Source organism: Bacteroidota bacterium (assembly GCA_039821555.1).
Lineage (GTDB): Bacteria > Bacteroidota > Rhodothermia > Rhodothermales > Rubricoccaceae > JBCBEX01.
The window spans coordinates 386,594-413,119 of record JBCBNX010000001.1; the positions used below are offsets into that span (position 1 = coordinate 386,594).

A 26,526-nucleotide genomic window follows, 5' to 3' on the forward strand; every position below is an offset into this window, starting at 1 on the left:
CAGCCTCGCGGTCCCTGTTGCGGACCTGACTTTTGGGTGACGGACGGTTTGCGGGGTAGCCGCCGCGCGCGAGGGAGTTGCAGCGCGTTTCTTGCGGGAGCGGGAGCGTTTCGAAGCCACGAGCTAGGGAGCGAGGCGAGAGGGCTGGCGAGGAAGTCCAACGATCCAGGCCCCTCAGCTTCGTGTGGCCCATCGTGGACCGCGACCTAGGACCTGCGACCGCTCGGCCAAAAGTACACCTCCGCGTCCTCCGGAATCCCACGCCGCGCCGCTTCGTCGAGCGGGACGAGGCCGTTTTCGTGGAGCGTACACGCAGCATAGCCCAGAGGCTCACAGAGTGCGCGCAACACCGTCATGCTCTCAGAGCTGCCTGCCTCGATTTCGAGCACCGGCCGATGCCGCTCCAGGAGTGGAGCAAAGAGCGGCATCACCTCCGTCTCGAAGCCCTCAATGTCTACCTTGAGAAAGTCGAGGCGGTCCAGGTGCGCGAAGAGCAAGTCCGGCCTGCGCATCGGTGCATCGTAGACCAACGCGGAGGCACTGCGTGCGCTTTCAGGTACGACCCGAGTCATGCCGTGCCGAGCCACACCACCCACCTCTGCTGTCGCCAGTTGCACGGTTGCTCCGTCCTCCGCACCGAGCGCAACCGGAAGCACCGTGACGCGCTCTGCGATGCCAAAGCGTCGGATGTTGGCCCGCAACACGTCTACGAAGATGGTGACGGGCTCGACCGCGTAGACCTGTCCGCGCTTGCCGACGAGCCTAGAGAGCGGCACGGTGAAGTAGCCAAGATTTGCCCCCACGTCGATGCAAACGTCGCCGGGGCGAATGAACTGGCGGAGGAATCGCACGCGGTGATGGATGGGCGCGTGGAGTCCAACCCGATCGGGTGCTAGGAAGCCTGCCGAAAGGATGCGCAGCGTCGTCTCAAACGGCAGGAGGCGCTGAAGCACACGCCGAAGTAGGGGTAAGGGGCGAGTCACTGGTGGAGGCGGGTGCGAGCCGGGCTAGTCGATCACTTTGGGGACACGAACGAACGTGCCGTCCGAGTCGGGCGCGTTGCGCATCGCATCTGCGAGGCCTGCTCGCGGTGAAACGACGTCTGGTCGCAAGCGCGCGGCCAACGCATCGTCGCTCTCTGCGAGCCCGTGCGACATCGGTGGGACCCCATCCGTATCGATAGACTGCAGGTGTTCGACGTAGGCCAAGATCTGCGTGAGGTCGTCAGCCATCCGGTGTTCATCCTCGTCGGTGAGAGCGATCCGGGCGAGGCGGGCGAGACGGTGCACTTCCGCTCGGTTGAGTGCCATAGTAGACGGTGCGGTTAGAACGTGTCTTGTGGGTGTTGGCTGGCTGCCCAGTGGTCGTGTTCGGCTGCGAGCTCCCCACGTATGATGGTCGCGACGGTTTCCATGAGCATGGGAATGTGGCGACGAGTCAGACCTTGAGTCTGGATAGGGCTCCCCACGACGACTTGGGCAATACCCGGATGGGAGGCAAATGCGCGTTCGTCAGCCAAACGGTAGGTGTTTCTCAAGGTGACCGGGACAATCGGTGCCTGCGTCGTGATTGCTAAGCGAAAGGCACCGGAGTGGAGCGGTCCCACCACTGGAGCAAACGAGCGCGTCCCTTCGGCAAAAAATAGGATCGACCTCCCATTCCGTAATAGTTCTGCGGCGCGCCCCAAGTCGGCTAGGCTGCGACGCGGATTCGATCGGTCAACGAATACACTACCAGTGCGCTGGGCAAAGAAACCGAGAACAGGGAGTGCCCGCACGGTACTCTTTGCCACGAAGGCAAACGGAAGGGGCAGGGTACGCATCATGACCGGGATGTCGATGGCTACCTGGTGGTTCGCCACGAACACAACGGGCTGAGCGGGATCAAGCTCAGCACGTTCATCTACATGGACACGTATCCCGCCGCAGGCAGCGGTGCCACCGCCCCATCGGCGGTACCATCGTAGGATGGTGCGCCTACCCGGTCGTACGAGGGAGTCTATGCCCATACCAAGGCCAAAAGGCACCATGAGCAAGAAGGCAGACCCAAGCATCGCGGTGAAGCGCAGGCGGGCGCGAAGGCTCGTAGGTAGGCACGTCGGAGCACGGGTGGCGGCGTCTGTCTCGCTTGCGAAGAGGGGGGCGATCCGTCGCGGGGAGCCATCCCAGGGTGAGGCCGACGAGGAATGAGAAGGCATGAGGAGAAGCTACGGACCTTGGCGCGCGTTCACGTCTCGTCATGCACAGCACGTGCGTCATTCATAGTTGATGGTGTTTGGGTAATAAGTGTAATAAGTTTATATGGGGTATAAATTTTCGTGCACTGCTGATACAAAAAATACATATATTGGAATACACAAATTTGAAGAAGTAGACTTGTGGAGCCACTCCTGGGCAATCACCCTTTCTCTTTTGATGTAGCGGGTGGGCGCTGCGTCACCAGCTAGTCATGCCTAGCCTCTTCGTCGTAGACGACCATCCGATTACCCGCGAGGGATACCTTCGACTTTTCGCTGGTGTCCCGGCGCTGGAGATAGTCGGGACGACCGGAAACGGCGCCACGGCCTTCGAACTGATCCAGGAAGCCAACCCCGACCTCGTTGTGGTTGACCTGAACCTCCCGGACATGCACGGGCTGGAACTCATCAAGCGGTTGCGGGCGCTGCGACCTGAAATGGGCATCCTCGTCGTTTCGATTCACGACGAGCGCCGGTATGCCGAACGCGTCCTAAGAGCGGGAGCCCAAGGGTACGTCATGAAAGAGGTTGCTGCATCCACGATCCTCAATGCTGTAGAGACCGTCCTAAGCGGACGTACGTACTACAGCGACTCGCTCCGGCAATACCTGATCGAGCGGACGCTCGATGGCGAGGAGGTGATGCTACCGACGTCGCGCCTCACTGATCGCGAGCTCGAAGCGTTTGAGCTGCTAGGCCAGGGCCTCGCGACGCGCGAGGTTGCAGAGCGCATGCAGGTTAGTGCGAAAACGGTCGATTCGTACCGCGAAAGCATCAAGACGAAGCTGGGGCTGAAACACGCGAATGAACTCGTCCAGCGTGCAGCACTCTTCCGTCAGCAGGAGCTCCGGCGAAACACTGCGTCGGAGTAAGACGACGTACGATGGGTCAGAACGGCTCGTCTAAGACTGTACGCAAAGAGCTGCGGCTGGTAACGATTCGGCGAAAATGCAGGCCTGCTGGAAGCTCCGAGTTGTTGGCTCGTTGATGGCGCGTCTTTCCTTCGGTCTTGCTATCCAGCCACGTGGCTTCCTCCTCGCTTCCAAGACCTGCAGCGCTATTGCGGAGGGCCGCGCTGCCTCTCGGTGTCAGCCTCGCTACCATGGCGGTGGTTTTGTGGTTCACCTACGAGCCGGGCTTGGCCGGCACCGTAGTCGAATCGATACGCTGGCCTTGGGTGGTGGTCGCGTTGGGGGCAGCTCTGGCGCGCCTAGGGTTCGGCGGAGCATGGGTACGTCTCCTCAGCGACCGGCGCCTGACCTGGTGGCAGGGGACGAGGTCGTACCTCGCCCGTGAGTTTTTCTCTGCCGTTACGCCTTCCGCAGTAGGTGGAGCCCCACTCGCCGCCACGGCGGTCGGCAAGTCCACGGTGCTAAGTGTCGGGGAGGCCGCGTCGCTGTTGGTGTTTGTGATGGTGATGGACCACGTGTGGTATGTCCTCATCGCATTCGGCGTGCTGCTGGCGAGCAGCTTCGTCCCGCTCTTTCCAACTGCAAGCGATCTGGGAGTTGGCGTACTGGTGGTTTACAGCGTCGGCCTGGCTGCGTGGACGAGCCTGCTAGCCTATGCTACCATCGTACGCACGGCGTGGTTGGGCAACGCCATCGGCGCTGTGACAAGGCTGCCTGGGCTGAGGCGATTCCGTGGGAAGATTCAGGGGGTCATGGAGCGGTTGGAGACGCAGGCTGCTCGGTTCCGTGGACGCTCGGCGCGTTTCTATGCCGCGAGCCTTGGTTACGCAGCGCTCACCAACGTGAGCCGCTATGTATTGGTCGTGGCTGTGCTCTGGAGCTTCGTGTCCGACGTACCAGCGCTCCTTGCGGCGGCTCGCGCCGCCGTACTCTGGCTCATCGCACTGGCCATGCCTACGCCCGGCGGGGCTGGCGGGGTGGAAGGCCTGTTTTTGCTGTTCTACGGCGCCTTCATCGTCGGTGCACTGAAAGCACCTGTGTTGCTCTTGTGGCGATCGCTCGACTACGTACTCATCCTCGTCCTCGGTGCGGCCAACACCGCGGCTACGGTCCAACGCGTTGTGGCCTCGCGCATCGATGGCAGAGACCCTATGGACGACGCAGAGATGAGCGAAGATCGCGCCGAGGCTGTACACAAGCAGCCGCTTGTCGGCAACCGCTAGGCGGCGGACCTCACCCTGTCATTCCATCCGAGACGCGCGCGAAACGGCGGAGCTTCTTCATCGACGAGAGCTCGCTCTCGTAAACGCGCTTCTGCCCGTCGCCCATGGCTGTCTCGACGGTGCGGATGTAGTGCACGAGTCGCTTAAAGCCGCCGGGCTCCACCGAGGCTGCCTGGTCGCTCCCCCACATCGCGCGGTCGAGGGTGATGTGCCGCTCGACGTAGCACGCGCCCATCGCTGCCGCCGCCACAGTGGTAGGCAGACCTACCTCGTGACCGGAATAGCCGACCGGATACCGAAAGGCGTCCCGCAACGTGTCAATCATGCGGAGATTGATCTCCTCGGGCGCGCACGGGTAGCTGCTCGTTGAATGGCATAGTACGAGCTGGTCCATTTCGAGGAAGTCGACGGCCTCCTGGATTTGCTCCATCGTGGACATGCCCGTCGAGAGGACCAACGGTCGCCCCGTGTCCTTGAGCGCCTGTAAGAGCGGGCCGTCGGTCACCGCCGCCGACTGGATTTTGTAGGCGGGCGAGTCAAACGCCTCGATGAACTTGACGGATTCCTCGTCCCAGCACGACGCTAGCCACTGGATGCCCTGCTGCTTGCAGTAGGCGTCGATCTGCTCGTAGTCGTCCCAGCCAAACTCGACCTTCTCGCGGTACTCGAAGTAGGTGATGTAGCCCCACGGCGTCTGCCGCATCTTCGAGCGTTGCTCCTCCGGCACGCATAGCTCGGGCGTACGCTTCTGAAACTTCACCGCATCGCAGCCGGCCTCCCTCGACGCGTCGATCAGTTGTTTGGCCAGGTCAAGGCTGCCGTTGTGGTTGATGCCGATCTCGGCAATGATATACACGGGCTGTCCGTCGCCGACGAGGCGTTCGCCAAGAGCGACGGTGGGGATGCGGTCCATGGGGGAGTGGCGATGGTGGCGAAGAGTGGGGTCCTAGGCGGAATGTACGGCGTTAAGTCGAGCGAGCCATGCGTCGGCGAAGGCGCGGACTGCGCCATAACCACCTGGCACACCCAGCACCCAGTCCGCAAGCGAGAGCACCGCTGTATGAGCGTCGCTCGGAGCGACAGCGAGGCCTGCAAGGCGCATCGAGTCCGCATCGTTCACGTCATTGCCGACGAAGCACACGCGGGCAGGATCGATGCCCCGGTCATCGCAGACGGCTCGGAGGGCTTGGGCCTTACGTAGCCCGAGACCTTGCTGCACCTCCAGCCGGAGCTTCTGACAGCGAGCAGTCACGACGGGATTGACTTCGGTCGAGAGCACGATCATGGCCACGCCCGCGCGCCTTAGCATTCCAATCCCATGGCCGTCCCCTCGATGACACGCGACGGACTCGACGCCGTCTTGGTCGACGTAGACCCGGTTGTCGGTGAACACGCCGTCGAAATCGAACGCCACGAGGTCATAAGACTGAGGATCAAACGTGCCCGGGTCAAAAGCACGGTCGGTATGATCTTCGGGAAGAACGACGGGCAGGTCGCGGGTCGCCAGCGCCTCTTCCGTGCGCCGCCAGTCCTGGTGCGTATCGAGGTCGTGCAGGTAGCGCGGGTCGAGCACGAGCGGCAGAATCGTGCGACCTGACATGGACCGTTGGTCGAGGATCGTCGCAGGACGAATCAGGTCGAGGTGGCCCGTCTGCCAATAGGTCGACGGAAGCGATTGGCGGGGCTGGTTGTAGGGCTCGGCATGCCCGCCGGCTTGCGCTGAGGACAGTAGGGGCCTGAGGGTCGCGGCCCCGGCATCCCCCTCGATTTTCCACATCTTGAACGGATTTTGCATCGATGGAATCACCGCGCGCAGGCTATCTGCGTCCGGACGCGCGGCCATCGCGGCTACGGCATCGGCAAGCAAGCCTGGCGGGCGGAGCGGCGAGGTCGGGCGCAGCTGTGCGACGAGGTCAGGGCGGTAGCCCTCCTGCTCAGCAAGCCACCGGAGCGCGTGCTCGAACACGGGAAAGTCGGTGGTGTCGTCCCGCGCCAGCTCGGCAGGGCGCAGAAAAGGCACCTCGGCGCCATAGGCCCGAGCCACCTCGGCGATCTCCTCGTCGTCCGTCGAGACGACGATCCGGATCGCGCTACCTGGCCGTACCATCGCCTGCTGCGCGGCAGCAATGCTGTATGCGATCAGGGGGTGGCGGCCAAGTCGCTTGACATTCTTTCGCGGAATCGACTTCGACCCGCCTCGGGCCGGGATCAGCGCGAGAATGTTCGATGATTGAGTGGAAGGGTTCGATCCAGAAGCAAGCGTATCCATCGTGTGAGACCTCGTCACATCAGAATTCAGCAGTCAACCAACGAACCTCACCAGGCTGTCCAGCCACCGTCGATAACGACGTTCGCGCCGGTCATGTAGGCGGAGGCATCGGAGACGAGGTAGAGCAGCGCGCCGACGTACTCGTCCTGCCTAGCCATGCGGGCGAGCGGAGTGCGGGACGCGTAGCGGGTCGTGAAGTCGTCGTCGTGGTCGTTGAAGACGCCGCCGAGCGTGAGCGTGTTGGCGCGGAGTCCCGAGTCGGCAAAGTAGGCAGCGAGATACTTCGTGAAACCGAACATCGCGCTCTTGCTCACCGAGTAGGCGACCGGCTTGATGGAATGGCTCCCGTCGTCTTTGACGTAAAGCCGCTGATCGGGACCGACCATCCCATAGGTCGAGGCCACGTTCACGATGACGCCTCGTCCGGCCTCCCGCATGAGCGGTACAACGGCCTGTGTGCAGAGGAACGCACCCGTGACCCCCACATCAAGCGATAGCCGGAAGGCGTCCACCGGGTAGTTTTCAAACGTGACGAGATGTTGGCCGGCGCTAGCCTTGTCCATCTTCGGGTCGATGGCGGCGTTGTTGACAAGCGCATCGATGCGACCGAAGCGGGACCGGCAGTCCTCGACCATGGCGTGCGCCGAGGCCGGGTCGGTGACATCGACGTGGATGGCCAGGGCCTCAGCGCCGGTGACGCTGTCAGCAACACGCTGAGCCGCGTCGAGGTCGAGGTCGGCCACGACGGCATGCGCTCCAGCCTCGGAGAGCGCCTGCGAATAGGCGGTTCCAATCAATCCGGCCCCACCCGTAATGATGACCACACGGCCTTCGACGTCGAACATGGGGAGGGGGGACGGTGGCGGCATGACATTCGAAGTTGTTGGCGAGGGGGGCGAGTCCAAGATCGCACCCCGTGTGTAGCGGCGTCGTAGGCGAGCTAGGCCAACACGATCATGCGACCGGCGGCCGCCGACTCGTATGCTGCCAACGCGATGTCAAGAGCACGCACGCCGTCCTCTAGCGTGCAGCGTGGGGACTCAGAGCCATCAAGACAGGCGAGAAAGTGGCGCATCTCTTCTCGGAAGAGATCATTGCGCTCGAATCCGTCGGTTGGCAGCGCCTCAGTCCATGAGCCTGTGGTAGCTCGGTAGAGCCTAGCTGTCGCCGTGGCGTTGTCCCAGTCGATACGGCCTGCGCTACCAACGATGCGGAGCGTGTGGCTTGGTGGGCGCTGCACGTAGTCGAGGTAGACCTGGGCCATGGCGCCGTTGGCGAGCCCGAGCGTGAGGCATGCCACGTCTTCCACCTCGATGCCGAGCCCGCCCTGCTGAGCCGTCATCGCCGAGACGCGTATTACCTCGCCGCCGCCTTCAATATTGCCAAGGAGCATGCGGAGGTAGTCGAGTGGGTGGCTGAGCGTGTGGATGACGCCGCCGCCGAGGTCAGCGCGGGCGCTGTAGCCGAGGCGGTGGTCTTCGGCGGGGTGCCAGCCGGGGAGGTATTCGCCCCAGTGCACCTGCGCCGAGACGAGCCGTCCGATGGCGCCGTCGAGGAGCCACGTCTGCACCTGCGCGAGCGTCGGATGGAGGCGGAACTGGAAGCCGACGAGCACGGTGAGCCCGCGTGCCTCGACTGCGCCGCGCAAGGCGTCAACGCCGTCTCGCGTGTGCGAGATGGGCTTTTCGAGGAGCAAGTGACACCCTGCCTTCGCTGCCGCAAGGGCCGTCTCGACATGCAGCGCCGTCGGATTCGACACCACGACGGCCTGCGGGTGCTGCGCGAGCGCAGCGCCGAGGTCGTAGATCGTCGGAACGTCCTGGTCGAGGTCGCCCGCCTGTCCCTTGCCAGTGCGGTAGAGGAGCGGCGGGGGGCCGCCGAGGGCAACCAGGTTGCGTAGGTGCCGGCGTCCGATGGAGCCGAGGCCTGCGATCAAAATCGGCCGCTGCGGAGTGTCGGTCCCTGCCATGGGTTAGGCCGTGACCGTCCGGTCCTGCAATACCTTCAGGCACACGTCGGCGATGGCCTCGCACGAGGTCCCGCCGTTTTGCAGCGGCGCCAGCCGAGCCAACGTCTCCGGCTCCAGGTCGCTCACGATGTGCTTGCCCAGCGCCGCAGCAACCAGGACCACCGACGAGTAGCGCGTCACAAGCACGTCGCAGTTGGCGATCATGTGGTCGGTGTGCCCGTGCTCGAAAATCAGCGCTTCCGGCGCGAGCGACTCAATCTCACGGCGGGCGCGGGCGTGGTCCTCGTTGGGGTGCAGCTTGAAGAGCAATGGCTTGCCGTGCTCACGTGCAACCTCTTGCGCCATGCGGATGAAGGCGCCGCGGTCCTCATACTTGAACGTTTCCCGGAGGCTGCTCGTAGCAGCGAGCACGTAGCCTCGATGAGGAAAGTCGTTGTCCAGCAGGGCCGCGCAGTCGTCAAAGTTGGGCATGCCAGTCACGACAATCTTCTCCGAGCCGCAGCCTTTTGCAACGAAGCGGTCTCTCCAGCCTTCGCCCGCCACGCAGAAGCGATCGTAGGCGTGCGAGAGGCCCGTCATCGCCGTGTTGGCGTAGAAGCGCGGGAGACGCAACCCCTTGACGATACGGTAGAGCCAGCCTTCCGGGTCGGTCATGCCCTCCTGCACGAGGACGAAGCGTGTCGCGCCTACATTGCGCGGAACTACGAGGTCGGTGCCCATGACAGCGAGATCGTACACGCGGCTCGCGCCTCGGTCATCGATTGGAAGGTGGTGCTCGGCGAGGTAGTGCTCCGTGGCAGCTTTGGCCTGCCCGCCGAGGATGGTGGTGTCGAGCATGCCTCGTTCGGCGAGCCAGCGTACGTAGCCGTCGGCATAGAACGGAGAGAACCAGCATCGTGCACGTTCGCCGAGTGCCCCGGCGATCCGGTGCATCATCTTCGTCTGATTCAGCGTGCCACCTACCAGGAGCACCGAAGGCCTGCTGCTGAGGTGAATCGACGGCAGTGCGTCCTCTTGCGCGCCGTCTCCTGAGAGAGGAGACCCAGGGCCGCTCGGCAGACTCGCCGAGGTGCCGTTGGCTAGAGCGGTCTCAGCGCGCGACGAAGGCACACGCGAGGCGCGAGGCATAGGACTGTGGGGCTGAGGTGGAACGACGTCGTTCAAAATAGGAGTAGACAGCCTTCCATGCACAGGAGGGTTGCACACAGCAAATCGATCCCGGTTCAGAGACGAGCGCGTGTGAATGCGTGCAACAGCACCGAGGGTGCCAGCAAGCACAATCACACGCGCTCGTTGCATGGGCGGCCCCTTGCCTCCTGCTCAGCTCTCATGGTCCAGGCCGGGCAGGCGACGCATCCGCTGCGGCCGCTGCCGTGTCGATGCTCACCTTCGTAGCGGTCAGCGATCGAGGGGCCATTCTCGCTATCACTCGTTGGCTGGCGGTGTCGTGCGTCACGTCTTCTGCTTCTGTTTCTTAGCAGCAGGGAACAGGATGTTGTTCAAGATGAGCCGATAGCCGGGCGAGTTCCTGTGCAGCGCGAGGTCCGTGGGCGGGTCGCCCACAAAGTGCTGATAGTCTTCAGGATCGTGGCCCCCGTAGAATGCGAAGAAGCCCTGGCCGAGCGGCCCGTAGAGGTAGCGCACCTCGGTGCGGCCTGGGGTCTCGGCGAGGGCGACTACGCCGGGCTTGACGAGCGCCTTTTTAAAGTTGGTCGTCTGTCCCATGAAGCCGCGTACACTCGCGACGTGATTTTGGGTGAGCATCGTCGGCACAGGGTCCCACTTGGCGGAGAACTCGAAGAGCGTGAAGTAGTCCGTCGCGGGGTTGCGGAGCGCAGGCGGTGGCGTGACGTCGATGTCGGAGTGCTCGTACTCCATGGGGTTGAAGCTCGGCGTGAAGTTCTGGAAGGCGAACGTGCCGCTGAAGTCGAGCTGCTGGAGCGCGTCAGGGTCGACGGAGTCGCCGTCGAACTCAGAAGGGACGATGTCGGTGCTGTGGGACGCGAGCGCGAGGTCGATGGTGTCGGTACCGGAACACATTGCGAAGAGGAAGCCGCCTTGGGCGACGTAGGTGCGGATGCCGCGCGCAACGGCGAGCTTGAGGTCGCTGACCTTGGCGAAGCCGCGCTCACGGGCATCCGCCTCGGCGCGGCGCTGCTGCTCGCGGTACCACGGCGCGTTGCGATAGGCCGCGAAGAACTTGCCGTACTGCCCCGTAAAGTCCTCGTGGTGGAGGTGGAGCCAGTCGTACTCGGCTAACTCGCCGTCGAGGACTTCGGCGTCGTAGATCATGTCGTAGGGCACCTCGGCGTAGGTGAGCACAAGCGTGACGGCATCGTCCCATGGCAACGACTGGTCAGGTGCATAGACTGCCACCTTGGGAGCCGTTTCCAGCCGCACCAGGCTCGTGTTCGATCCCTCGGCTTCGACCTCCGCAACGATTTGGGCCGCTGCGCCCGCCGAGACTGACTCGAACGCTACGTCTCGGATGCGGAGTTCGTCCAGCAAGCCCGGCACCTCGGTCATCAGGAACGAGCCCCCCCGGTAGTTGAGCAACCAGTCGGCGTCGTGGCCTTGCGCGAGGTACCAGTACATCGCCCCGTATGCTTTCAGGTGGTCTGTCTGGCCCTCGTCCATCGGCACGAGGACATCCTGCGCGCGCAACGGGAGTGCGCCTACGAGCAACGCAAGAAGGAAGAGAAAAACGCGCATCAAACGGAGGTGCTGTCAGTGAGATGGAAGACGTCGGTGTGCTATGTGGAAGCAGCGCTCTGTAGGCGCTTCGGCCCTACACCCCATCGCCACGGAGGGCGCGGATACGGGACCGCGCCTCAGGCAAAAGTAGGGAGCCGGGGTAACGCGTCAGCAGATCCGTGTACGCTTGCCGTGCTGCGTCGAGGTCGCGCCGGTCAAGTTCAAGAATCTGCGCCCGCAGGAAGAGCGCACGGTCGCCGAGGTAGCTCCGGGGAAACGCCTCAGGTAGGGCGTCAAGAATGACGAGGGCCTCGTCGGTACGGCCGGCTTCGCGGAGCGCCTCGGCTCTGAGGAACGTGGCTTCGTCGGCGATGGGGTGTTGGGCGAAGTCCGCAGCCATCTGATCGAGGACAACCAGGGCTTCTGTTGGCCGCTGCTGTCGCGCGTAGCGAGCGGCCTCGGCGTAGGTGGTTAGCGCCACGTTTGCCGAGTCGGGGCCTTTGTGCTCGGTCAAGAGCAGCTTCAGCGTGATCGCATCGTTGGCGACCTGGGTGGCGGTGTTCTCGTTCATCGCCCGCACGCGGGAGAGTGCGCCGTCGAGGTCGCCCACATAGAAATCGAGGCGAGCCAGTTCCAGGCGCGCGCGTTCGGCCGCCTCGCCGATGCGCACTTCTTCCTCGACCTGCTGGAAGGCGATCCGCGCACGGGCGAGGTCGTCGCGCAGGAACGCGAGGGTGCCAAGCGATAGCCGGGCCTCGGCAACAGTCTCCGGGACGCGAGACGTGCGGGCTAGGTCGCGCAGCAGGGCTTCGGCCTGCGCATAGTCGCGAAAGACCGTCTGCTGGAGCGCGGCCCTGCGTTGCAGGGCGCTCTCGGCAAAGGGGCCGGTCGGGTTCTGCTGGACATACCGCCGGTAGCTATCCAGCGCCGCCTCGAAATTGGGTGCTACAACCCGATCGCCCATTGCGTCGAACGCACGCTCGTTCTCGGCCGCTGCCCGCTGTTCGTAGAGGGTCGCGAGGCTGTACAGGGCCGCGTCTGCGATGGGGCTAGCCGAGGACGTCTCTAGCAGCAGTTGGTACGCCTCCTGGGCTAACGAGAGCGCATCGTCCGGCGCGTTGTTGGGCGTTGACGGATCGGCGGCGTCTTGAGCAGCGCGCGCGAAGGCGAGCAGGGCTTGGCCGTCCTGGAGTCCCAAGCGGTCCAGCGCCCGGCTCGCATTGAATGCCGTGCGGAAGTCGCCCAATTCCAGCGCGAGCCAAGCGCTCAGGTCCCGGAAGACGAGGTCGAGCGGCGCCTCACGGATGGCGGTGTCAATGGCCGAGCGGTAGGCGGCCGCGGCTTCGGGGTCGTCGAGGGAGCGCGCGAAACGGTTTTTGATGACCTGCACGCGGTCCGGGCGCTCCCGTACGATGGCGAGGTATTCCCGGGCTACGCTCGCATAGTTGCCCGCCAGGTCATACACCTGCGCAAGCTCGCCACGAAACAAGGAGGGTTGTCCCAGTGCAGCGCGCCCCTGTTCCAGCACGGCAGCGGCCTCTTCGTAGAGCCGGTTCTGCGTCATGCCGACGTAGACCGCGCGGTACGTCCCCGTTTCGTTGGGAGAGAGGGAGAGGGCCTGGTCCCAAGTTGCGCGTGCCGTCTCGGCGTCGCCTTCCTGAAACTGCAGGCTCCCGAGTTCGCCCAGCAATTCCGCTGAGGTACCCAGACGGTTCAAGCGGTCTTGCACGAGCGCGATGGCGTCGTCGTACTGCTTCGTCTGGACGTAGGCGTACTTGAGCTTGAGGTAGATCGGTTGTGACACGGGGTCGTCGGCCTGGAGATCTTCCAGCAGCGCGATAGCGCGTTCGGCTTGACCGGACCGCATCAGTTGGTCGGAAAGCCTGAACTTCGCCGCCACCGTACGGTCGTCCGAGCGCTCGCGGTCGTTTGGTTGGATTGTCCTCGTTCCGGGCGACTGCGCCAGGGCCGGTGTGGAGACGAGGAGCACGAACAGGAGAAGAAAGAGACGCATCGACACGGCAAGCTGGAGGCGTAGAGTACAGAGCGTAAACAGGCCCTCGAAGGTTCCGAACGGATGCGGACTTCCCGCTCGTACCCGTCCACCTGCGGAAAGAAGGCCGAGGAAAAGTCGCTGCCAGCCTAGATGGCTACGCTTACACGTCGAGGCTCGCCACGTCGTACACTGACGAAGCTTGGTAGAAAAGCCGGGCGTCAGTTCGGGTCCCATCCACCTACGGGGCTCAGCCTCAGCACCCGCCCAGGATCGTTCGTCACGACATAGATCGCTCCATCGGGGCCATTAACGGCCTCGCGAACGCGCCCGAAGTCTTCCAGGATGACTTCGTCGTGCAGGACGCGCGCGCCCACGGCATCGCCGCGTTCCAGCGTCAGGAGCCGCACTTGTTTGTAAGCCAGCGCCGTGACCAAGAGTTGTCCGGTCCAGCGCTCAAAGAGGCGGCCTGTGTAGAACTCGGTGCCACCGACCGCGGGTGAGGGGCGCCAATAGTAGACGGGCTGCTGCAGTCCGGGCGCCTGCCTGCGCTCTGTGATCACCGTCCCGTTGTAGTTGATGCCGTACGTCACCGTGGGCCACCCGTAGTTGGCGCCTGCCTCGATGCGGTTGAGCTCATCGCCGCCGCGCGGCCCATGCTCGACCGCCCACACGGCGCCTGTCCGAGGGTCTACGGTGAGGCCCTGCGGGTTGCGGTTGCCAAGCGTAAAGATGCCGGGGATCGCCGTGGCCTCGTCGGCAAACGGGTTGTCGGCCGGGACCGAGCCGTCCGGGCGGACACGGTAGACTTTGCCGTTCGGCCTGTCGAGGCGCTGCGCGTCGTCTTGCACACCGCGATCGCCAATGGCAAAATACAGGAAGCCCTCCGGATCGAAGACAATGCGGGAGCCGAAGTGGTACTGCGTGTCGCGGTAGGTGTCGAGGGGCGCCTCGAAGACGACTTCCTCGTCGGTCCAGCGCATCGCATTCCAATCGGCGCCCGCGAGTTTGCCACGCACAACACGTGTCATCGATGGCCCGCGCCGCTCTGGGTGGGGGTGGCTGTAGGCGAGATAGATCCAGCCGGTCTCGGCGTAGTTGGGGTCGGGCGTCACGTCAAGTAGCCCGCCCTGTCCGCGCGCGACCACGTCGGGAATACCAGCGACGGGGGAGCGCTGCACTTCGCCATCGCGGACCACGTGCAGGTCGCCGCCTTTTTCGGTGACGAGAGCCGTGCGGCTGTCGAGGAAGGCAAACGCCCACGGCCCGTCGAGGTCGTCCGCAAAAACCTCGACGCGCACGTCGTAGTCGAGTGTTTCGACCGTGTCGAGCACGCGGAGGTTGGGGCGCGGTACGTCCTCGGTCGCTGGCGGAGCCTGGATGCTGGCCGTGCCAGCTCGAACCGCGAGAATGTAGTCGTTCACTGCGGCGATTTCGTCCGACGAAAGTCCGTCCTCGTAGCTCGGCATACCCTGATCGACGAGACCTACGGCGGTAATCTCGATGAGACGAGCACGTTCGTCATCGTCCGGCCCAACGTGGTCCCACGGGCCGAGCAGTGTCCCGCCGCTGTTGCCCGTGAGGTCGCTGCCGTGACATGACGCGCAATAGTCCTGGTAAATCGCGCGGCCTTCGTCGAAGCGGTCATCAACCGGGGCGGCCGTGTCGGAGACCGTGCGTGCGGGCGTCTGCTCCGAGGACGAGGGAGCCCCGCACGCAGCGAAGCTGAGAAGCACGATGAGGAAAGCCAGAGTACGCATGGCGTCGAGTGATGGCGAGAAGAGCGACCGAGCATCGTGAGGCATCCACACCCACGGCACGGCGCTGGTTTCCTCGGTGCAGCCTAAACTCGGCGCCTACCCGTTCCACCAGGAGCGGTCGAGCGAGCGGTACTGGATCGCCTCCGAGATGTGTGCCGCCGTCACCGTGTCAGCGCTCCGGTGCGCCGTGTCGAGGTCGGCGATGGTGCGGCTCACCTTCAGGATGCGGTCGTAGGCTCGCGCCGAGAGGCCCAGCCGGGTCATCGCCATCTTGAGGAGGTGCTGGCCCGCGTCGTCCAACCGGCAGTGCTTGCGGACGAGGCGGCTGGGCATCTGCGCGTTGGCATGCACGCCCAGCACGTCCTTGAAGCGAGCAGCCTGGCGCTCGCGGGCCGCGATCACACGCTCGCGTACGGCAGCGCTTGGTTCGCCCGGCGCTCGGCGGTTGAGGTCCTCGAACGGCACGGGGACGACCTCGACGTGGAGGTCGATGCGGTCCATGAGGGGGCCGGAGACGCGGGCGAGGTAGCGGTGGACTTCGGACGACGAACAACTACAGGGCTTCTGAGGATTGTTCAGGTGGCCGCACTTGCAGGGGTTCATCGAGGCGACGAGCATAAAGCGCGCCGGATAATCTACGGTCGCTCGGGCGCGCGCAATCGTGATGCAGCCCTCTTCGAGTGGCTGCCGCATGACTTCGAGGACTGCACGGTCGAACTCGGGCAACTCGTCCAGGAAAAGCACCCCGTTGTGAGCCAGGCTGATCTCGCCGGGCATCGGGTTGGAGCCGCCGCCGCAGAGGCCCGCGTTGGAGATGGAGTGGTGCGGAGCCCGGAATGGGCGTGCCGTGATGAGTCCGTGCCGCGCGTGTCCGTTCCGGGCAAGGTGTCCGCCGACGCTGTGGATCTTTGTCGTCTCCAGGGCCTCGTCGGGTGAGAGTGGTGGCAGGATCGTCGGCATCCGGCGAGCGAGCATCGTCTTGCCAGCGCCAGGCGGCCCGACGAGCACGACGTTGTGCCCGCCCGCCGCGGCGACTTCGAGCGCGCGCTTCACCGTCTCCTGGCCACGAACGTCCGAGAAGTCAACAGCGTGCTGGCCCGCCTCCGCAAAGAGCGCATCGAGGTCGCGCGTGAACGGCGTCGTGCGGTCGAGGTCGCGCGCAAGGACGCGGAATGCTTCGCCGAGCGTGCGGACGGGAAATACATCAAGACCGTCCACCACCGCCGCTTCTGCTGCGTTCTGCTCCGGTACGACGAGGCCACGTCGCCCTTCTTTGCGTGCGCGCACCGCCATGGGCAGGACGCCACGAACTGGGCGCAGCGAGCCATCGAGGGAGAGTTCGCCGCACACGAACAACTCGTCGAGCGTGGATTGCGGGATCTGCTCGGTGGTGGCGGCGATGAGGCCGAGTGCGATCGGAAGGTCAAACGCCGAGCCTTCTTTCCGGACATCCGCCGGGGCAAGGTTGACCGTCACCGCGCCGCGTGGAACAGGCAGTCCAGTGTTCTTGAGCGCGGCCCATACACGATCGCGGCTCTCGCGAACGGCTCCATCTGGGAGGCCCACCACCGTCCAGCGCGGCAGGTTGGGCTCGATGTGCGTTTCGATCTCGATGGGCAGCGCATCGACGCCGTGGACGGCGCTGGACCAGACGTGGGAGAGCATAGAACGAAGTGGGGACGTGGCAGGACGCAGGGTTGGCTGCTAGACACGCGACCGCACCTGGTCGTAACACGGAGGCGTCAGTCCGTTTGATCGGTGGACTCGTGGACGGTTTCGGAGCAGTAAACAGCCGCAGTCCTAGGCTGGCTTGCTTTTTGATAGAACCTTGCATGCAGCCACGTCCGCGTGCGTGCCTTCGCCTGACACCAGCCTCCTCTCGACCATGCTCCGTCCTATCACCCTGGCGCTCTGTGCCACGCTCGTCCTCCTCGCTGGGTGCGACGTCACGAACATCGACCCGACGGGTGAGCCTGTCACGCCTCCCACGAACGCAAGCACGATCTCGCCGGGGCTCCCTGCCGACGCGCCGGTAGCAGACTCGCTGTTCCAGATCACAGTCGTCGACGAGGACGGCGTGCCGGTCCCCGACCTTCTCGTGATGCTGCGCACCGACCTCGACATCGACTCGACCTCGACTACGATGTACGAGGACGGGATTCCGGACTTCGAACTCGGTCCCGTCTTCGCCACCCCGTCTGACCCCGATACGCCGGCCACCGTCCGATACACGCTCACGGAAGACGCCGCCGTTCGCCTGTTCGTCAAAGACCGCGAGGGCCGCTTTCTGGCCGAGTTCGGATCTGGACAGCGCGCGGCTGGGACGTATGAAGTCGCCATCCCGTTTGCGCTGTACGATCCAGCCACGCCGGATGCCTTCGTCACGCCGGGTGGCCTCTACTTCATCGAGTTTGAAGCCAACAATGTGAAGGCCGATATCCCGGCTGCGTTCTCCGAGTGCCCGTTCCTGCGAAACCAGCCTGAGATCTGGGGCTGGCTCGGCCGGACGGATGCGTCGGGCATCTTCACGACCAACGACCGGGCGCGCTTCCCGTCCACCTACGACTCGCAGCCGGTGCTGGAGTATCGCAACGCAGCGGGGGACTACGGCGGCACATTCTCGCTCAAAATGCCGGTGACGGTCGTCGTCAAAGACCTCCTCGGCAACGAGGCGACGTACGAAACAACCATCGACCCCACCACGGTGAACTTCTTCGAGGCGGTCTGGAATCCCTAGGCAGTTATTCGCTGCGTGCCCGCTTGTTGGGAGAAAACAGCGACTGCAGACCTGATACAACAGCGCGGGCGGCACCGAGGAATCGGGCCGCCCGCGCTGTGTGTTGATCACGTGCGATCTGCTAGGCGACCGTGATCTCGTCGTTGAGGAACACGTCCTGGATGGTGTTAAGCAGTTGGATACCCTCGTCCATCGGGCGCTGGAACGCCTTGCGGCCCGAGATGAGGCCCATGCCGCCCGCGCGCTTGTTGATGACCGCCGTGCGCACTGCCTGGCCAAAGTCGTTCGTGCCCGAGCCGCCGCCCGAGTTGATGAGACCGATGCGTCCCATGTAGCCGTTGGCAACCTGGTAGCGCGTAAGGTCGATGGGGTGGTCCGACGACAACTCGCTGTAGATGCGCTCGTCGAGCTTGCCGTACGACGAGTCGCCCGAGTTCAACGCCTTGTAGCCGCCGTTGGAGATCGGCTGCTTCTGCTTCACGATGTCTGCTTCGATTGTCGCACCTAAGTGATTGGCCTGGCCCGTCAGGTCGGCAGACGTCTCGTGGTTCGTGCCGTCGATCTTGAACGCCGAGTTGCGCATGTAGCACCAGAGCACGGTCGCCATGCCGAGGCTGTGGGCGTGGCTGAAGGCTTCGGCGACTTCCACGAGCTCAGCGTTTGAGCTGTCTGAGCCGAAGTAGACCGTAGCGCCGACGGCAACGCAGCCCATGTTCCAGGCGTCCTCGATCTGCGCAAACATGATCTGCCGGTGGCTGTTCGGGAAGGACAGCAACTCGTTGTGGTTGATCTTGAGCATGAACGGGATCTTGTGCGCGTACTTCCGCGCAACGGACCCGAGCACGCCGAAGGTCGAGCAGATCGCGTTGCAGCCGCCCTCCATGGCGAGCCGGACGATGTTCTCCGGATCGAAGTAGATCGGGTTTGGGGCGAACGACGCGCCCGCCGAGTGCTCGATGCCTTGGTCAACGGGCAGGATCGAGAGGTAGCCGGTGCCGCCGAGGCGCCCATGGTCATACATCGCCTGGAGCGAGCGGAGCACGCGGGGACCGCGATCGGTGACCGAGAAGACGCGGTCGACGAAGTCGGGGCCGGGGAGGTGGAGGTCGTCCTTCGAGATGGTCGTGCTCTCGTGCGCGAGGAGGGACTCAGCCTCGTCGCCGAGGTAGTCTTCGATCTGGGCGGTCGTGACGTCAGCCATGTTGGAAGCGGGGTGTGTTTCGGTAAAGGGGAAAGCGATGTGACGGCGAAATATAGGCGAGCAGCACCCCTGAACGTGTCATCAGTTGATTCTGTTATTGCATAATTTCGGGCTACGGGGTTTGGACCTCCTCAGGTATACCAGAGGGGTTCTGCAGGTAGCCAGGCAGCCCCTGAGCGAGGAGGGGCGCCGTGAGCAGCCCCTTCGCGCCCAGCGCTGTGAAGGTCCAGACCCGTCTGAAGGCGGGCAGCGGCCCCAGGAGCGGTTTCCGTGCGCTGTGACGTGTCACGCGCACCCCTGCGACCTCATGCGTCACCGCAGCGTCAGTGAGCATCGGCAGCGTCCTCGCCGCGTTGGCAATGATGTGCGCCGTGACCTCGGGAGAAGGCTGAAGGTCCTCAAATTCGTGCTCGAACGATGAGCCTAGGATGAGTTCGTCGGAGTCTGGAGCCGGAACGATATAGCCTCCCGACGATAGGGCTGGTAGCTCCGCCAGTCGCTCGGCATCTAGTGCAGTCGGGCGGCGCACGCGAACGGTCTGTCCCTTGACCCGGTGAAGTCCAAGTGCGTCGAGTGAGGGATGGCCGAGAAAGCCGCCACCCAGGCACAGCATCACAAGATCGGCCTCAATCTGCTCGCTGGAGCTCGTAGTGACGGTCGCCTTGTTGTCATGCTCTTCCCAGGCTGCAACGCGCACACCTGTCCGGAGCACCGCTCCGCGGGCTCGTGCAGCCGTGAGCAGCGCTTCGATCATGGCGGGAAGCTCGACGGAGCCGCCCTTCGGGAGCCACAGGGCGCCGTCGGGAGCGACAATCACCGGAATACGCTCCCGGACGGACTCAGCGGACCACCACTGCGCATCGTACGGAAAAGCGGCGGCCGTCTCCATGAAGAACCCCGCTTGCTTGGATGAGCCCGCGGGTCGGAGCACCCCCTGACCACGAAAGAGACCGGCCGCCCCAGCTTCGTTGAGCATCCCATGCAGGGCATCGAAAGCGTCATTGTACCGCCACGCTGGGTTGGCTTTCCGCGCCATGAAGGGGTTGGCCAGGCCGGCTGCCGCCCCCGACGCCCCCGATGCGGGCCGGTCCGCTTCGAGCACCGTGACGGCATGCGACCGGCTGAGCGCCAAGGCCGCACAGGCTCCTGCTAGTCCAGCGCCCACGATGAGGACGCGTTGTGCACCACGAGGTAGACGTGCTGAGGCAGAAGCAATCGACATGGACGAGGACGAGCGGGTGCTGTTGATTCGTAGTCGATCTCGTCACACCATGCCAGCACGCTTGCGCAGTACCCACTCCGCAGCCAGGAGCACCACGACCAGGCCGAGCCACCATGGCACGTGCCACAGCGGGGTTTCCTGCTCCGACTCGATTGCAACCGGCATGAAGCGTCCTGGTTGGGCAAGCAATTCCTCCAACGAGTCGATGTCCTCTGCGGAGATCACAGCGCCGCCGCTCCGCTGTGCCAATTGGCGCATGAGGGACGCATCTGCGGTTGGGTTCTGAAACTCAAGGGCGAGCGCTCCCACAGCAAAGCTGCCAGCATCGTCGCCCAGCTGCGCGCCGTTTCCCGCTTGCGTGGCATCGGCGGTGAAGCGGTAGGTGCCCGACGGACGTGGGCCGAGGTCGAGTGCGTAGCGACCTGTGCCGACGGCGCGCATGACGTGTGGCGTGCTCGTTCCGTCGGGGGCGGTCACGAGCACGTCCACCGTGGCGTCCGAGATAGGGGAGAGCGCCTCATCGTAGACCTGACCTGAAAGCGTCACAGGCTCACCCTCTCCAAAGAGGTCGCGTGTGGGGCGGACGCGCACCGGGCGACGGTCTGCGCGCGTCGTGAGCCATCGGAGCAAGTTGTCGGTCAGACGTGGATAGAACGCAGCCATGTCTTCCAAATCCTCGGGCAGGTTGGACCACCTCCAGGTGCCGGCGCCCAAAAGCGCGGCGCTTCTCAGACCGCTGCGTCGGCGAACAACGAGCAACGGGTCGTCAAGGACGGCGCCTGACACCTGGATCGTGGCGAGCGTCTGGGCGTCTGGCGAGGCGCGCCATCGAGACTCGTTGTAGAGCACAGGGGGCAAGCGGTTGAGTCGTTCGGAGCCGGTCGTGGCGGCGAGGACCGGATGGAAAGCCCCAGACGAGGTCAGTGCCAGCTGGGCCTCGTAGTACAAAGTGCGGCTACGCTCGGGGAGCACGGGGAGTACCTCGTCAAACGCTTGGCGGAGCAGGGTTGGGTCGGTGTTTTGCGTCAGGACAAAGAGCACGGGCAAACCGTTGGCGACAGCCGCGGCGAGGCGTCGCGTCGTGGTGCCGTCGGACACCGACCCCGGGTATCCAGCAAGCACCAGAAGATCAAATGCCGATAGGTCGGTAGGTACCGGCCCCTCATAGAACTGTCCACCAGCGCGCTGCGTGCGGGGCGTAAGCTCGATGTTGGGATCCGTGCTCACGAGACGCCGTAAGGCGGATACGTCGGGTCCAGGCGCCGCGGCCACGAACAGGACACGGCGACGATTCTCCAGCACGCGTATGGTCACGGCTTCCGTGTTGTTGCGCGTGGTCACTTCGCCTTCAAGCGATGTCACAGCGACGGTGTACCGTCGCAGGCCTGGTGTGCTCGGTGAAACCAGCAGTTCTACCGTTGACTCGGTCCCGTCGTCGCCGAGGGTGAGGACTTCGGTAGCGAGTCGTCGCCCCTCTTCGGTCAAGGTGACGGTCACTCGTTCTCCCGGGAAGCCGTCGTGGAAGACCCCCACCTGCACAGGGACTTCGACGCCGACATAAGCGATTTCGTTTGTGATGACGCGGTTGAGTCGCACGTCGCGCTGGGCTGTCGTGTCGCCCACGACTACCGTGTAGATCGGGACCGGATAGCGCTCAGCGAGGTAGATCGGGTTCCGTCCTGCCGTGGTCCGTCCGTCTGAGACGAGGACGACCCCTGCGAGGTGATCTCGTTCAAGTTCGTCGACAACCGAAGAGAGCGCTAGCGCTAGGTCCGTCCGGCTGCCGCCTTGACTGAGCGTGTCGTCAGGGCTGAGCGGGCGTACGCCGTCGTCGAAGCGAAAGCGTCGGAGGGCCTCGGCGGGAACATCGAGCTTGTCAATGGAGACAAGGGCGGCGCGAAGTGTGGAGGCGGTCTCGTCTTCTGAAAGGCTTTGGGAGTCGTCGACGAGCACAGCAAGCACCGGCGGCTCTTCGCTGCGGGTCACACTGCGCCAGATCGGCTCAAACAGGAGGAACAAGACCAGCGCCAGCGCTATGCTCCGGAGGCCGACGAGAAGCCCCAAACGCCCGCCCTGCGGGCTCGGTACACTGCGGCGGTAGGTGAACATGGCGAGCCCGAGGCCGGCAAGCAAGCACAGCACGAGCAGTAGCGGGGAGGCAGCGAGTGAAAGGTCCACGAGGTTGAGAGCAGACAAGGGGCAAGGCGATCAGAGCGGCGCCCTGTCCAAACGTAGCGTCCTGTCCGATCCGTGTACGCCAGTACGGGGCAGGCCGAAGCGAGCGCGCAAGGTACGCGTCGGCGGCAGTCAGGCTACGCCGACCGATCTGTGGGGGCGTGAAGCAGGCCATCCCCTACAAAGGCATCGGGAAGGAGGGCCGGGGCAGTCGTTTTCTGCGGCGGCGCGTTATGGTAGTCGATCCAGATTGGGCCGTTAGGCACTAACTCGGCGATGACTTGGCGGCAGGCGCCACACGGCGTACCGCCCGGCGCCTTGACGCAGCTGATGTAGAGCGCCGCGGGCACCAAGCCGTACGCCAGCGTAAGGGCTAGCGCCGTACGCTCTGCGCACAGCCCGCGCGTCCAGTCGTCGAACTCCACGTTAACTCCAGGGACGGCTACGCCCCCGCGTGTTTCGACGATGCAGCCTACGGGAAAGTCGGAATGGGGGACCCGTGCTCTACGCATCGCCTCATCCCGCGCCCGTTGGATGAAGGCGGCGGTCGCGAACGTGGCCTCGTCTTGTGGATGACCGATGTGGCCTGGGATGTCCACGGGTGCGACAAGGTCGGGTGCATAGGCGCTGGACTCGATCAGCACAGCATGGTCCGTCACCGCTCGGGTGGAACGGCCGAGAGCTACCTGGATGAGGTCGCGCTCGGCGACCGTGAATGGCTTGTGCGCCTGCACCCCCACTACAGCTTCGAGCCCGACAAGCGCCTGTGCCCCGACGAGGGCTGCGGTCACCGCCGGGATCGTGAGCGGGAACGAAGCACTTTCGATACGCACGCCGGGGATCCATCGACCGTCTGCGAGGACCGCAATGGCCGCGTTGGGATCGTTGCTGTAGGGCACGTACGATCGGCGAAGGAGCGTCTGGAATTGGAAGGCCATAGGCGAGCGTCGGGAGACGGGTATGCCATCCAGTACCCGACCTCCAAAGCCATGGATCCTCACCTGTGTGGGGGACGCCCTACTCTTCACCACGTAGGCACCTGTACAGGTGCGCTACCGAGCCGCATACGGGGTTTGAAAACGAGGAGCTCGAAACGCCGGGGAGGGTGCGCTCGTGGCGAGTTTCGCCGAATCCGTATTAGAGGACCCCATAACGGCGAGGAGAAGCGATGCCATCCGGTAGGGCTTGGTCACCACCACGTCAAACCCGGCGGCCGCGCACATCTCAAGCGTAGTCGGGGCGACGCGTCCGGTCACGCACACCAGCCTCGGTGGGTTCGGCGTGACCACGAGGCGGGAAGCTAGATCAGTCCCGCTCATCCCAGGCATCATGAGGTCAGCTACCACGACGTTGAACGGGGACTGGTTCGAGCGCGCGCGCTCATACAAGTCCAGGGCCTCATTGCCGGACTGGCAGACCGTTACGTCTAGACGGGAGAGTTGCAGGATGTGACGCGCTAGATCCAGGTTCGTCTCATCGTCGTCCACGACAAGAACGCGACGATTGATCGAGTCACGAGGAGGCAAGGCAGCCATGTCTGTCACGGTCAGAGCAAGGAGAGCGAGGCAATGGCATGGACTTCGACAAGAACTAGGCCACGTTTGAGGAAAAGCATAGCACCGAAATGATTTCCCTCTGTCCTACCTAGAAGCGGACTATCCGTAGTGGTCTGTTTGAAAATGGTGCGGTGTGCCGTGCGGATAGTGGTTCAGATTAGGTCCGCCTGGGAGATGTGGGGAGAGCCGCTTGGACCTGGAAGCTTAGCTGACCGTTTCCGGGAGAAACCTATATCAAAGTTCAAAATGAGATGTAAATGTCGTGGTCAATTCAGGAGCCAGTGGTCAAGGTGAAATGCGGCCCCACGAATTCATCGTTCGAGAAACACCGTGTGTGAACACATAAGGTCCGGTTTGATGGGTGTGTAGGTGATTCCAACCCAGACCGTGACTAAAGTCGTCGTCGAGGCTCCGGTTATGAGTAGCTCTCCGCTTCGCTGGGGAAGGCTCCAGCTTGTACGTCGGTGATGTACGCCTGAACGGCGTCCGTTACGGTGTCGGCGAGGTTGGCGTAGCGCCGAACGAAGCGCGGATTGAAGTCTTTCGTTAGACCCAACATGTCGTGAGTCACGAGCACCTGGCCACTGCAGGCAGCACCCGCCCCAATACCGATCGTGGGGATCGATAGCGAGGTCGTTACTTCGGTCGCCAGGCCTGTTGGGATCTTCTCCAGCACGAGTCCGAAGCAGCCGGCCTCTTGCAGGAGCAGCGCATCGTTCCGGAGACGTTCGGCCTCCTCCTCCGCCCGTGCGCGCACCCGATAGGTGCCAAACTTGTAGATGCTTTGCGGCGTCAACCCAAGGTGCCCCATCACGGGGATCCCAGCGTCGATGATGCGGCGGATCGAATCGACGACCGGAGCCCCACCTTCCAGTTTGACGGCATGGCCGCCGGTTTCCTTCATCACTCGGATCGCTGAGCGCAACGCCTCATCTGAGTTGCCTTGGTAGCTCCCGAAGGGCAGGTCTACGATGACAAGAGCGCGCTGGACGCCTCGCACCACGCATTGGGCGTGGTAGATCATGTGGTCGAGTGTTATCGGTACGGTCGTCTCGTGTCCCGCCATCACGTTCGAGGCGGAATCTCCCACGAGCAGGACGTCAACCCCCGCGGCGTCGAGAAGCCGCGCCGACGTGTAGTCGTAGGCCGTCAGCATGGAAATCGGCGTGCCTAAAGCGCGCATCTCCTGCAAAGTCTGCGTGGTCACTCGCTTTGCACGGGAGGCGGTGGCGGAAACGGTCTGGGTGCTCATAGGGGCGTGGGTGATTGTGTGAACGCAGGGACCGGGGAGACCCAACGAAAGAGGCACCGACCCCGGAGAGTCGATGCCTCTTACTAAATCTGCACCGACGTCGATGGAGAGACGTCGGGTGATGGGCGTGCCGGGTGCCGAAAGCTACTGGCCGCCGCCGCCCGCTGTCAGCGAGATACCGAGTTGCTCGGCTACGGGCTGCGTCAGGTCAACCGCGTTGGCGCCGGCGTAGAGTACGACCGGGGCGTCGTTGGCTCGTGTCGAAAAGACGATCGCGATGCCCTGCTCGCCTGCGACCTGGTCGATCGCGGTTTGGAGCTTGTCGTAGAGGGGCTGGAGGAGCTGGGCTTCCTGCTGCTGCAGGGCCTGAAGCTTCTCCTGCTGAGCCGACTGGAGGTCCTGCTGCATCGAGAGCAACTCCTGCTCGCGCTGCTGGCGGGCCTCATCGTTCAGCACGGAGGCGTTCTGCTCATAGTCCTGGTAGCGCTCGGCGAGGTTCTGCTGGAGCGTTGCCAGTTCCTGCTGGTCGGCCTGGAGACGCTGCTGGAGCTGGCTCTGGACGTCGCGAGCTTCCGGCATCCGGGCGAGAAGGAGGTCAGGGTCGAGGTAGCCGATCTTGACGTCCTGCGCCTGCGCGGCGACCGGGGCAAGCGTGAGCGCCACGAGCGCAGCAAGAAAGAAGCGGTAAAGCATGGGCATGGATGGGGGTCGTTGGTGGTCGGTGTCGTAGGGGTGGTATAAGAAGAACGAGGGGGCGTCGCGGCTTAGCGCCCGCCCACCGCGGTGTCGATATCGAGTTCAACGAGAACGAAGTCGGTGAGGTCGTGCTCCGGCTTTGCGAAGAGCAGCAGCAGTTCCCCGCCCCGGTCCACGACGTAGTCGTAGTCCTCGTCGAGAGCGACGGCCTCGATCGCGGTGAGCACGCGTTCCTGGACAGGGCGTAGGCGGGTCTGCTCCTCGCGGAACAGCTCGCCGTCCGGGCCGAAGTACTGGCCCCGGCGCTGGTTTAGCTCCTGCCGGGCTTGGCGGATCTCGTCTTTCTTGCGTTGCCGCTCTTCGTCGGTGTAAAGCAACTCCCGCGCGGCGAACTCCTGCTCCAGCGCATCGACCTCGCCTTGCAGCCGGTCAAGTTCGGTAGTGAACTCCTGCGCGAGCTGATTTAGGCTCTGCTGCACCGACGCGTATTCAGGCAGCCGCTCCAAGATGCGCTGCGTATCGACGAAGCCGATTTTTTGCTGAGCCGAAGCCGGTAGGACGGCGAGCAGCAAGAGCGCAAGCAGGGGAGAGTAGCGAAGCATGGCTGAAGGCTGAATGCGAGACGTAAGCGG

At 64.0% G+C, this 26,526-nt stretch carries 22 protein-coding genes; 3 read left to right on the forward strand and 19 right to left on the reverse strand.

Annotated elements, in window-relative coordinates:
• Window positions 1–206: 206 nt before the first annotated feature.
• Complete coding sequence (locus AAFU51_01540; protein MEO1569927.1) at window positions 207–953, reverse strand: FkbM family methyltransferase; 747 nt, start codon at window positions 951–953, stop codon at window positions 207–209.
• 54 nt (window positions 954–1,007) lie between these two features.
• Entirely contained in the window at window positions 1,008–1,310 is a 303-nt protein-coding gene (gatC, locus tag AAFU51_01545; GenBank protein MEO1569928.1) for an Asp-tRNA(Asn)/Glu-tRNA(Gln) amidotransferase subunit GatC, read from the reverse strand.
• A 1,138-nt stretch (window positions 1,311–2,448) separates the two neighbouring features.
• Here gatC and AAFU51_01550 point away from each other — a divergent pair.
• Both AAFU51_01550 and AAFU51_01555 read left to right on the forward strand, forming a co-directional pair.
• Entirely contained in the window at window positions 2,449–3,108 is a 660-nt protein-coding gene (locus AAFU51_01550; protein ID MEO1569929.1) for a response regulator transcription factor, read from the forward strand.
• Window positions 3,109–3,338: 230 nt separating this feature from the next.
• Window positions 3,339–4,370 (forward strand): lysylphosphatidylglycerol synthase transmembrane domain-containing protein, encoded by a 1,032-nt coding sequence (locus AAFU51_01555; protein ID MEO1569930.1) that lies wholly within the window; start codon window positions 3,339–3,341, stop codon window positions 4,368–4,370.
• A 10-nt stretch (window positions 4,371–4,380) separates the two neighbouring features.
• Here the strand turns inward: AAFU51_01555 and AAFU51_01560 are convergent, their stop codons facing one another.
• The 9 genes from AAFU51_01560 to AAFU51_01600 form a co-directional block, all read right to left on the reverse strand.
• The gene (locus AAFU51_01560; GenBank protein MEO1569931.1) at window positions 4,381–5,283 is read right to left on the reverse strand and encodes an N-acetylneuraminate synthase family protein; all 903 of its coding nucleotides are present in this window, start codon (window positions 5,281–5,283) and stop codon (window positions 4,381–4,383) included.
• A gap of 33 nt (window positions 5,284–5,316) precedes the next feature.
• A complete protein-coding gene (locus tag AAFU51_01565) occupies window positions 5,317–6,639 on the reverse strand; it encodes an acylneuraminate cytidylyltransferase (GenBank protein MEO1569932.1) in 1,323 nt (440 codons plus the stop codon).
• Window positions 6,640–6,686: 47 nt separating this feature from the next.
• On the reverse strand, window positions 6,687–7,484 hold the full coding sequence (locus AAFU51_01570) for an SDR family oxidoreductase (GenBank protein ID MEO1569933.1): 798 nt from the start codon (window positions 7,482–7,484) through the stop codon (window positions 6,687–6,689).
• A 95-nt stretch (window positions 7,485–7,579) separates the two neighbouring features.
• Window positions 7,580–8,608 carry a Gfo/Idh/MocA family oxidoreductase gene (locus AAFU51_01575; protein ID MEO1569934.1) on the reverse strand — a complete coding sequence of 343 codons (1,029 nt, stop codon included), beginning with the start codon at window positions 8,606–8,608 and terminating at the stop codon, window positions 7,580–7,582.
• A 3-nt stretch (window positions 8,609–8,611) separates the two neighbouring features.
• Complete coding sequence (locus tag AAFU51_01580) at window positions 8,612–9,736, reverse strand: hypothetical protein (protein MEO1569935.1); 1,125 nt, start codon at window positions 9,734–9,736, stop codon at window positions 8,612–8,614.
• Window positions 9,737–10,060: 324 nt separating this feature from the next.
• Entirely contained in the window at window positions 10,061–11,320 is a 1,260-nt protein-coding gene (locus AAFU51_01585) for an asparagine synthetase B (GenBank protein MEO1569936.1), read from the reverse strand.
• 76 nt (window positions 11,321–11,396) lie between these two features.
• The gene (locus AAFU51_01590; GenBank protein ID MEO1569937.1) at window positions 11,397–13,316 is read right to left on the reverse strand and encodes a tetratricopeptide repeat protein; all 1,920 of its coding nucleotides are present in this window, start codon (window positions 13,314–13,316) and stop codon (window positions 11,397–11,399) included.
• A 200-nt stretch (window positions 13,317–13,516) separates the two neighbouring features.
• Entirely contained in the window at window positions 13,517–15,055 is a 1,539-nt protein-coding gene (locus AAFU51_01595; protein ID MEO1569938.1) for a PQQ-dependent sugar dehydrogenase, read from the reverse strand.
• Window positions 15,056–15,151: 96 nt separating this feature from the next.
• On the reverse strand, window positions 15,152–16,720 hold the full coding sequence (locus AAFU51_01600; protein ID MEO1569939.1) for a YifB family Mg chelatase-like AAA ATPase: 1,569 nt from the start codon (window positions 16,718–16,720) through the stop codon (window positions 15,152–15,154).
• Between the two features lie 220 nt (window positions 16,721–16,940).
• Here AAFU51_01600 and AAFU51_01605 point away from each other — a divergent pair, with 220 nt between their 5' ends.
• The gene (locus AAFU51_01605) at window positions 16,941–17,792 is read left to right on the forward strand and encodes a hypothetical protein (protein ID MEO1569940.1); all 852 of its coding nucleotides are present in this window, start codon (window positions 16,941–16,943) and stop codon (window positions 17,790–17,792) included.
• A gap of 121 nt (window positions 17,793–17,913) precedes the next feature.
• Here AAFU51_01605 and AAFU51_01610 read toward each other — a convergent pair whose 3' ends face one another.
• The 8 genes from AAFU51_01610 to AAFU51_01645 form a co-directional block, all read right to left on the reverse strand.
• The gene (locus AAFU51_01610; GenBank protein ID MEO1569941.1) at window positions 17,914–18,993 is read right to left on the reverse strand and encodes a class I fructose-bisphosphate aldolase; all 1,080 of its coding nucleotides are present in this window, start codon (window positions 18,991–18,993) and stop codon (window positions 17,914–17,916) included.
• Window positions 18,994–19,105: 112 nt separating this feature from the next.
• A complete protein-coding gene (locus tag AAFU51_01615) occupies window positions 19,106–20,215 on the reverse strand; it encodes an FAD-dependent oxidoreductase (GenBank protein ID MEO1569942.1) in 1,110 nt (369 codons plus the stop codon).
• 42 nt (window positions 20,216–20,257) lie between these two features.
• The gene (locus tag AAFU51_01620) at window positions 20,258–22,411 is read right to left on the reverse strand and encodes a vWA domain-containing protein (protein ID MEO1569943.1); all 2,154 of its coding nucleotides are present in this window, start codon (window positions 22,409–22,411) and stop codon (window positions 20,258–20,260) included.
• Window positions 22,412–22,527: 116 nt separating this feature from the next.
• Entirely contained in the window at window positions 22,528–23,328 is an 801-nt protein-coding gene (locus AAFU51_01625; GenBank protein ID MEO1569944.1) for a cytidine deaminase, read from the reverse strand.
• Between the two features lie 114 nt (window positions 23,329–23,442).
• The gene (locus tag AAFU51_01630) at window positions 23,443–23,925 is read right to left on the reverse strand and encodes a response regulator (GenBank protein ID MEO1569945.1); all 483 of its coding nucleotides are present in this window, start codon (window positions 23,923–23,925) and stop codon (window positions 23,443–23,445) included.
• Window positions 23,926–24,361: 436 nt separating this feature from the next.
• On the reverse strand, window positions 24,362–25,198 hold the full coding sequence (gene panB / locus AAFU51_01635; GenBank protein ID MEO1569946.1) for a 3-methyl-2-oxobutanoate hydroxymethyltransferase: 837 nt from the start codon (window positions 25,196–25,198) through the stop codon (window positions 24,362–24,364).
• A 144-nt stretch (window positions 25,199–25,342) separates the two neighbouring features.
• Complete coding sequence (locus AAFU51_01640) at window positions 25,343–25,897, reverse strand: OmpH family outer membrane protein (protein ID MEO1569947.1); 555 nt, start codon at window positions 25,895–25,897, stop codon at window positions 25,343–25,345.
• A 65-nt stretch (window positions 25,898–25,962) separates the two neighbouring features.
• Window positions 25,963–26,496 carry an OmpH family outer membrane protein gene (locus AAFU51_01645; GenBank protein ID MEO1569948.1) on the reverse strand — a complete coding sequence of 178 codons (534 nt, stop codon included), beginning with the start codon at window positions 26,494–26,496 and terminating at the stop codon, window positions 25,963–25,965.
• Window positions 26,497–26,526: the final 30 nt, after the last annotated feature.